Raw genomic sequence first — 6,292 nt, forward strand, 5'->3', positions numbered from 1 at the left:
TACTTCCTTCAGCCCACCCGGGCCAGTAGCGGGGTGCGGGCATTGTGCCGGCGGCGTTCCCGGGCCGGGGCGATGTCCAGTTGTTCGCGGTATTTTGCAACGGTTCGACGCGCAATGTTCACGCCCTGGCGTGACAGAAGTCCCGCAATGGCTTCATCAGCCAGCGGCCGACCGGCCGGTTCGGCGTCGATCAGCCGCCGGACCATGGCCTTCACGGCCTGGCCGGAGACGCTGGCCCCCTCCAGCCGCACGGCAAAGAAGTGCTTCAGCTCCAGGGTGCCGCGCGGGGTCTGCAGGTACTTGCCGGTCGTGATGCGCGACACGGTCGACTCGTGCATGCCGATGGCGTCGGCCACTTCCTTCAGGGTCAGCGGCGCCATGGCCTCTTCGCCGCGCGTGAGAAAGCCGGCCTGGCGCTCGATGATGACGCGTGTGGTGCGCAGCAGGGTGTCGTAGCGCATGGACAGGCCACGGGTGAGCCAGCGGGCTTCCTGCAGCATGTCGCGCAGCGGCTGGGCGCTGTCGCCAGCATCGGCCAGGGCACTCTCGTAGGTCGCGTTGATGCTCAGGCGGCGGCTGGTGGCCGGGTTGAGCGCCACGCGCCACTGGCCGTCGGCGTGCCAGGCGACCACGTCCGGGATCACCGCGCCGGCCGTATCCGGCAGCAGGCTGTCGCCCGGGCGCGGCTGCAGCGACAGGATCAGACGCACCGCTTCGTGGATGTCGGCCACTTCGGCGTCCAGCTGGCGGGCCAGGGCAGGGTAGTCGTGTGCAGCCAGGGCTTCCAGGCCATGGTCCAGCACGCGCAGGGCCAGGGGGCGGGCCGGCACGCGGCCGTGCAGGGCGCGCAGCTGGACCGAGAGGCATTCGTGCAGGTCGCGGGCGGCCAGGCCGGCCGGGTCGCCCTGCAGGATCTGCTGGCGAACCGCTTCCACGCCGGCAGCGTCGACATCGCAGTGGGCGCTGGCCAACAGGGTCAGCTGCTCCAGCGGCGCATCCAGGTAGCCGGCATCGTCGCAGTGCTCCAGCCAGAAGCGGGCGACCGCCAGCTCGCGTGCACCCAGTTCCAGCGACAGACGCTGCAGGGCACGCAGCTGCGGGTCGCTGGATTCGTCGGCGGCGATGCGCTGCAGACGGTCGTCGTCACCATCGTGCCAACTGGCACCGGCCACGTCCCACATCGCCGGTTCGGGCAGTTCGTCGAAGGCGGCCACCTCCACCGTGGCCCCGGCCTCGCCGGTTTCCGCGGTTTCGGGCGCAGGCGCCTCTTCCAGCTCCAGCAGCGGGTTGGTGTCCAGTGCGCGGCGGATTTCCAGCTCCAGCTGCATGCCATCCAGCTGCAGCAGTCGGATCGACTGCAGCAATTGCGGCGTGAGGTGCAGCTGCTGACCCATCTGGGTCGACATCATCGGCTTCATATGGTGTATCCCCGTCGCACCGACTCCCCGGTGCGTTATGGAACACATCTTGCTTGTGATCTCGCAGGGGCGAAATCAGGGGGTTCCCTAGCGGGGTCGTCAGCTTCCCGACAGTGTGTAGGGAGATTCCTTACAGGATGTCTGGTTATTTGACGCTGTGCGCGGGTTGAAGCGTGATTTCCGGGAGCCTTCCGGCGGCACCCGGTTCAAAAAGCCGACGACGATGGCCGCTGAGTCCGGTGCGTGTCGGGGAATCGACGGCAGCTATTCCAGTTCGTGCTGGTGACGGGCGGCGAGCAGCAGCAGGTCGTTGGCGCGGCGGCAGCCCAGCGATTCCATCATGCGGGCGCGGTGGGTTTCCACCGTCTTGACGCTGATGCCCAGGTCGGCGGCGATTTCCTTGTTGCTCTCGCCCTTGCCGATCTGGCGCAGGATCTCCCGCTGGCGCGGCGATAGCGCGGCGACACCGACCGGCTTTTCCTTGCCCAGCATGGGCGCAAGCATCTTTGCCGAGATCTGCGGGCTCAGGAAGACCTGGCCGGCGTGCGCCGCGCGCAGGGCCAGCTCCAGTTCCTGCGGTGCCGCGTCCTTGACCACGAACCCGACCGCGCCGCGGTCCAGGGCGTCGCGCACGTGCACGGCGTCGTCATGCATGGTCATCATCACCACCCGGGTGCCGGGGGCGCGCACCAGGATGTCGCTCAGCGCTTCCAGCCCGGTACGGCCGGGCAGGGACAGGTCCATCAGGATGACATCGGGTGAATGCAGCAGTGCCATTTCAAGCGCCTGCTGTGCATTGCTGGCCTCTGCGGCGACGTCCACGTCGGCAAAGCCCTGGAGCAGGCGGCTGAGGCCGGCGCGGACCAGGGTGTGATCGTCGACGATGAGAACGCGCACGGGCAAAGGGGATGTGAAGACAAGAAGTTCTTCACATTAGCCTAGCGCGGGGCCCAAGCCAAGCGCGGGTAGCCCCGGGCGGCGGCGCGATCGGCTCCACCGCCTGGCCGGGCAACCGGTCAGTCGCTGGCTTTTATCGCAAGCGCCGGGAATCTGCCACCTGCCGCCGGTGGAGGCGGAACAGGTGCCGCTCCAGGGCCATTTCCAGGCCGTCGCTCATGGGCTCGAAGCGCAGCCAGAGGAAACAGGAGCCGGACCCGGTGGCCGCCTCGGCCAGCACGGCCACGGGCAGGTCGATATGGTCGGGCAGCCAGTCGCAGGGCTGCAGGCGGATCACCCCCAGGCTGCCGGCAGGCGCACCGGTGCGCGCACCCAGCTCCAGCCGGATGCCCCGGCGCGACCACCGCAGCGGGCGCAGGTCCAGGTCCTGGGCGCTCTGCCGCACCAGCCGGCCGAGCAGGACCATGGTCAGGTCCAGCTTGGCTTCCAGGCGTTGCAGCTGGGTGCTGGATTCGCCGCGGTCGTCGTGGCCGTCGTCGCCCCGGGAATCCTCGACCAGGGCAACGCTGCGCAGCAGGGTTTCGGCGCTGCCCGGGCGGATCACGCTGGTGCCCAGGCGGAATTCAGCGGGCAGGGCGACATCGCAGCTCAGCGTTTCATCGAACAGCTCGCTTTCGGCCGGATGATGGATGTCGCTGGGGCGAAGGTCGCTCATGTCAGGGATTCTGCCCGGAGGTAGGCGAGGGACGCGCGAACGGCGCGTCGGTCGGCGGTGATGTGGGTCGCCGCTTCGTCGCGGCGGGCGGCCATGCGGATGCTGAGCTGCTGCTGGCGGGCGATCAGCCCACGCAGCGAGCCGGCGTCGATCCGCGCATCGTGTTCGTCCAGGTACGCCCGTACCTGCTGGTCGTAGGCATCCATGAGGCACTGGGTGAGGTCGTGGTCCTCACCTTCAACGGCGCGCGACAACTCGTCCAGCGCGTCGTGCAGGGGTTGCAGAACGTCGGTGGCGAGTGCGGCACGCATCAGGCGCCTGCCGCAGCGGGCTGGCGCTGGTCATGCGGGATGGCGTTCCACGCCGAATCAATCTCGGTCAGCAGTTGCAGGGCTTCCTGCAGGGCGGCGCCGTCATTGTGCAGGTTGGCGTCGGTCAGGCGCTGCATGACGTAGTCGTACAGGGCCGACAGGTTGCCGGCGATGTCGCCGCCTGCTTCGTGGTCGAGCGAACCATTGAGGTGACCGACGATGGCGCAGGCCTCGCCGATCGCCTTGCCCTTGCGGGCCTGGTCATTGCGCTCCAGGCAGGCTTCGGCCAGGCGGATGCGCTCGCACGCGCCGGTCAGCAGCATGGCGACCAGTTTGTGCGGGTCGGCATCGTTGACGGCGCTGGACACGCCGACCTTTCGGTACTGCTCTGCGAACTGACGGCTGGAACCGTACATTGGGAATCTCTCCTCTGGGCCCCACGCCGACAATCAGATGGTGGGTGCTGCCATGAATATCGGCGGTGCAATGCGGAAACTTGAGCGTTGCGACGCCGGGGTTCAGCTGCTGGTCTTCTTGGCCAGTGCCTGGGTCAGGCTGTCGCTGGTGGTCTGCATCTGGGTAACCAGGGTTTCCATGGCGGTGAACTGCTTGGTGTAACGGTCGGAGACCTTTTCCATGCGCGCGTCGAGCGCGTCCAGGCGGCTTTCCAGGTCCTTGATCTGCTTGTTCAGCGAATTGGTGCGCTGGGTGAGGGTGCCGGTTTCCTTGTCCAGATTGCTCTTGATGAGCGTGTCCATGGGCTTGCCGATGGCACCGTCCTTGCCGAACAGCTTGGCGACGGCGTCGGGATCCTTGCCGATGGCCGTTTCCATCTTGCCGCTGTCCAGGGTCAGGCTGCCGTCGGCGGCCAGGCTGATGCCCATATCCTTGAGGCCGTTGATGTTGCTGCTGAACTGGCTGCGCAGCTGCTGCTGCAGGCCACGTACCATGGCATCGCCGGTGAGCGCGGCGGCAGTCTTGCTGGTGGCGTTGTAGGCGCTGGTGGACTTCAGCGCGGTGTTCATGGAGTTGTAGGCGGCCACGAATGCGGCCATGTCGGTCTTGAGCGAGGTGTTGTCGCGCGTGATGGTCAGCGTCTGGGTCTTGCCGGCTTCGGTGCCTGCCTTGGTCAGGGTCAGGTTCACGCCCGGCACGATGTCGCTGATGGTGTTGGAACTGGAGGTGCGCGTGAAGCCATCGACGATGACGACCGCGTCCTTGGGCTCGACCGCCTGGGTCATCGGCGAGCCTGCAGTGCCGTCATAGGTCAGGGCGGCGAGGCCACCGTTGCCGCCGGAGGCGCTGATCCTGACGGCGCCGGCCAGGCCGGTGTCGACCGCACTGAGCATGAGGTGCTGGCCATCATCGGCGGTGATGACACTGGCGCTGACCACCTTGCCGCCAGCGGCCTTGTTGATCGCTGCGGCGATGTCGCTGAGCTTGCTGTCGGCATTGATGGTGACATCGAGCGTCTTGTCGCCATAGGCGATGGTGAGCTTGCCGTCACCGACCACGGCGTCCTTGGCGAATGCGCCGGAGCTCAGCTTCTGGCCCTGCGCCAGCGACTTGACCTCGACCTGGTGAGTGCCGGCCGTGGCCGAGGCGGCGCCCTCGCTGGTGTCGATGCTGGCGCTGAAGTTCGAGTCGGTGACGGTGCTGGTCTTGTAGGACGGCTTGTCGGCGTTCTTGATCAGGCTGGCCAGGGTGGTCTGCAGGTTGGTCATGCCGCTGGTGAGGGTCGCCAGTGCCGACAATTTGGCACTGGCGGCGGTGCCGGCGGAATTGATCTGGTTCTCCTGCGGCTCGCGTTCCTTGGCGACCAGCTGGGCTACCAGGGTGGGAATATCGAGGCCGGTACCAATGGTGCCAATCGCCATGTCTGCAGTCCTGTCTTGAAAAGTGGGCACGCATCCACCTGCGCTTCCTGCAGGTGGTATCGGCCCGGAACGGGGAGGCTTGAGGCCCGTCCACCCGACGGTGGGCGCGCTGATGCAACGGCAGCTGCAAGTGTCATGCCAGAGCAGGCAGGCATCGGCCGTCGTTCGATGCGCGACGACCACAAAAAACCCCGCCGAAGCGGGGTTTCCTGTTGCGCACCCTCTGCAGGTATCAGCCCTGCAGGAGGCTCATGACGCTCGACGGCGACTGGTTGGCCTGGGCCAGCATCGCGGTGCCGGCCTGCTGCAGGATCTGCGTGCGGGTCAGTTCGGCGGTTTCCTTGGCGTAGTCGGTGTCGCGGATGCGGCTGCGCGAGGCCGACAGGTTTTCCGAGGTGGTGCCGAGGTTGGCGATGGTGGAGGTGAAGCGGTTCTGGATCGCACCCATGTCGGCACGCGAGGAGTTCACCGAGGTCAGCGCCTTGTCGACGATCGACAGGGCCTGCTGGGCACCGGCGACCGAGGAGATGTCCAGGTCGCTGGCGAACTTGCTGGCCAGGGCGGCGCCGGCGGCGGCGGTGGTGGGGGTGGCCGGAGTCGGGGCGGTGATGCCGGTCCAGGTGCCTGCGGTCACGGTGATGGCATTGAAGGTGCCGGTGTCGCTGACACTGTTCTTGACCGAGGTCAGGTCGATCTTGCCGGCGGTGGCGTTGATCGTGGCGTACACACCGGCCTGGTCCATCTTTTCGTTGATGGCGGCGGCGACGGCGGCGGTGGCGGCCTTCTGGGTGGCGGCCGCATCGACGCCGGCCTTCACTTCGATGTCCTTCAGGGTGTACGCCGTGCCGTCGGCGCCCTTGATGGTCATGCCCTTGATGGTCACGTCACCGTTGGTGCCCGGCACGCCGATGTCCAGGGTGCTGGTGTCGAACTTGGCGCCGCCCAGGGCATTGGCGCTGGCATTGACGATGCTGTTGATGCCGATGGTCTGGCCCGAATCGGCACCGACCTGGAACAGCGCGCCGGAGAACGAACCGTCCAGCAGCTTGGTGCCGTTGAAGTTGGTCTGGCGGG

7 protein-coding genes are annotated in these 6,292 nt (G+C 67.1%); all 7 read right to left on the reverse strand.

Features of this window, described 5'->3' with window-relative positions:
• Positions 1–8: 8 nt before the first annotated feature.
• On the reverse strand, positions 9–1,418 hold the full coding sequence (rpoN, locus tag ACTJI4_RS08490) for an RNA polymerase factor sigma-54 (protein WP_440869036.1): 1,410 nt from the start codon (positions 1,416–1,418) through the stop codon (positions 9–11).
• A gap of 264 nt (positions 1,419–1,682) precedes the next feature.
• Positions 1,683–2,315, reverse strand: a complete 633-nt coding sequence (locus tag ACTJI4_RS08495) for a response regulator (RefSeq protein ID WP_392917294.1) — start codon at positions 2,313–2,315, stop codon at positions 1,683–1,685.
• Between the two features lie 133 nt (positions 2,316–2,448).
• Complete coding sequence (locus tag ACTJI4_RS08500) at positions 2,449–3,030, reverse strand: PilZ domain-containing protein (protein WP_392917297.1); 582 nt, start codon at positions 3,028–3,030, stop codon at positions 2,449–2,451.
• Positions 3,027–3,341: a hypothetical protein gene (locus tag ACTJI4_RS08505; RefSeq protein WP_440869037.1), complete on the reverse strand. Its 315-nt coding sequence runs from the start codon at positions 3,339–3,341 to the stop codon at positions 3,027–3,029. The genes ACTJI4_RS08500 and ACTJI4_RS08505 overlap by 4 nt, the downstream gene beginning before the upstream one ends.
• A complete protein-coding gene (fliS, locus tag ACTJI4_RS08510; RefSeq protein WP_392917303.1) occupies positions 3,341–3,757 on the reverse strand; it encodes a flagellar export chaperone FliS in 417 nt (138 codons plus the stop codon). The genes ACTJI4_RS08505 and fliS overlap by 1 nt, the downstream gene beginning before the upstream one ends.
• Positions 3,758–3,859: 102 nt before the next feature.
• Entirely contained in the window at positions 3,860–5,218 is a 1,359-nt protein-coding gene (fliD, locus tag ACTJI4_RS08515) for a flagellar filament capping protein FliD (RefSeq protein ID WP_440869038.1), read from the reverse strand.
• Positions 5,219–5,450: 232 nt separating this feature from the next.
• On the reverse strand, positions 5,451–6,292 hold an 842-nt coding region (locus ACTJI4_RS08520; protein WP_440869039.1), incomplete at its 5' end, for a flagellin.

The sequence above is a fragment of the Stenotrophomonas sp. 22385 genome (assembly GCF_052045085.1).
In the GTDB taxonomy this organism is placed as follows: domain Bacteria; phylum Pseudomonadota; class Gammaproteobacteria; order Xanthomonadales; family Xanthomonadaceae; genus Stenotrophomonas.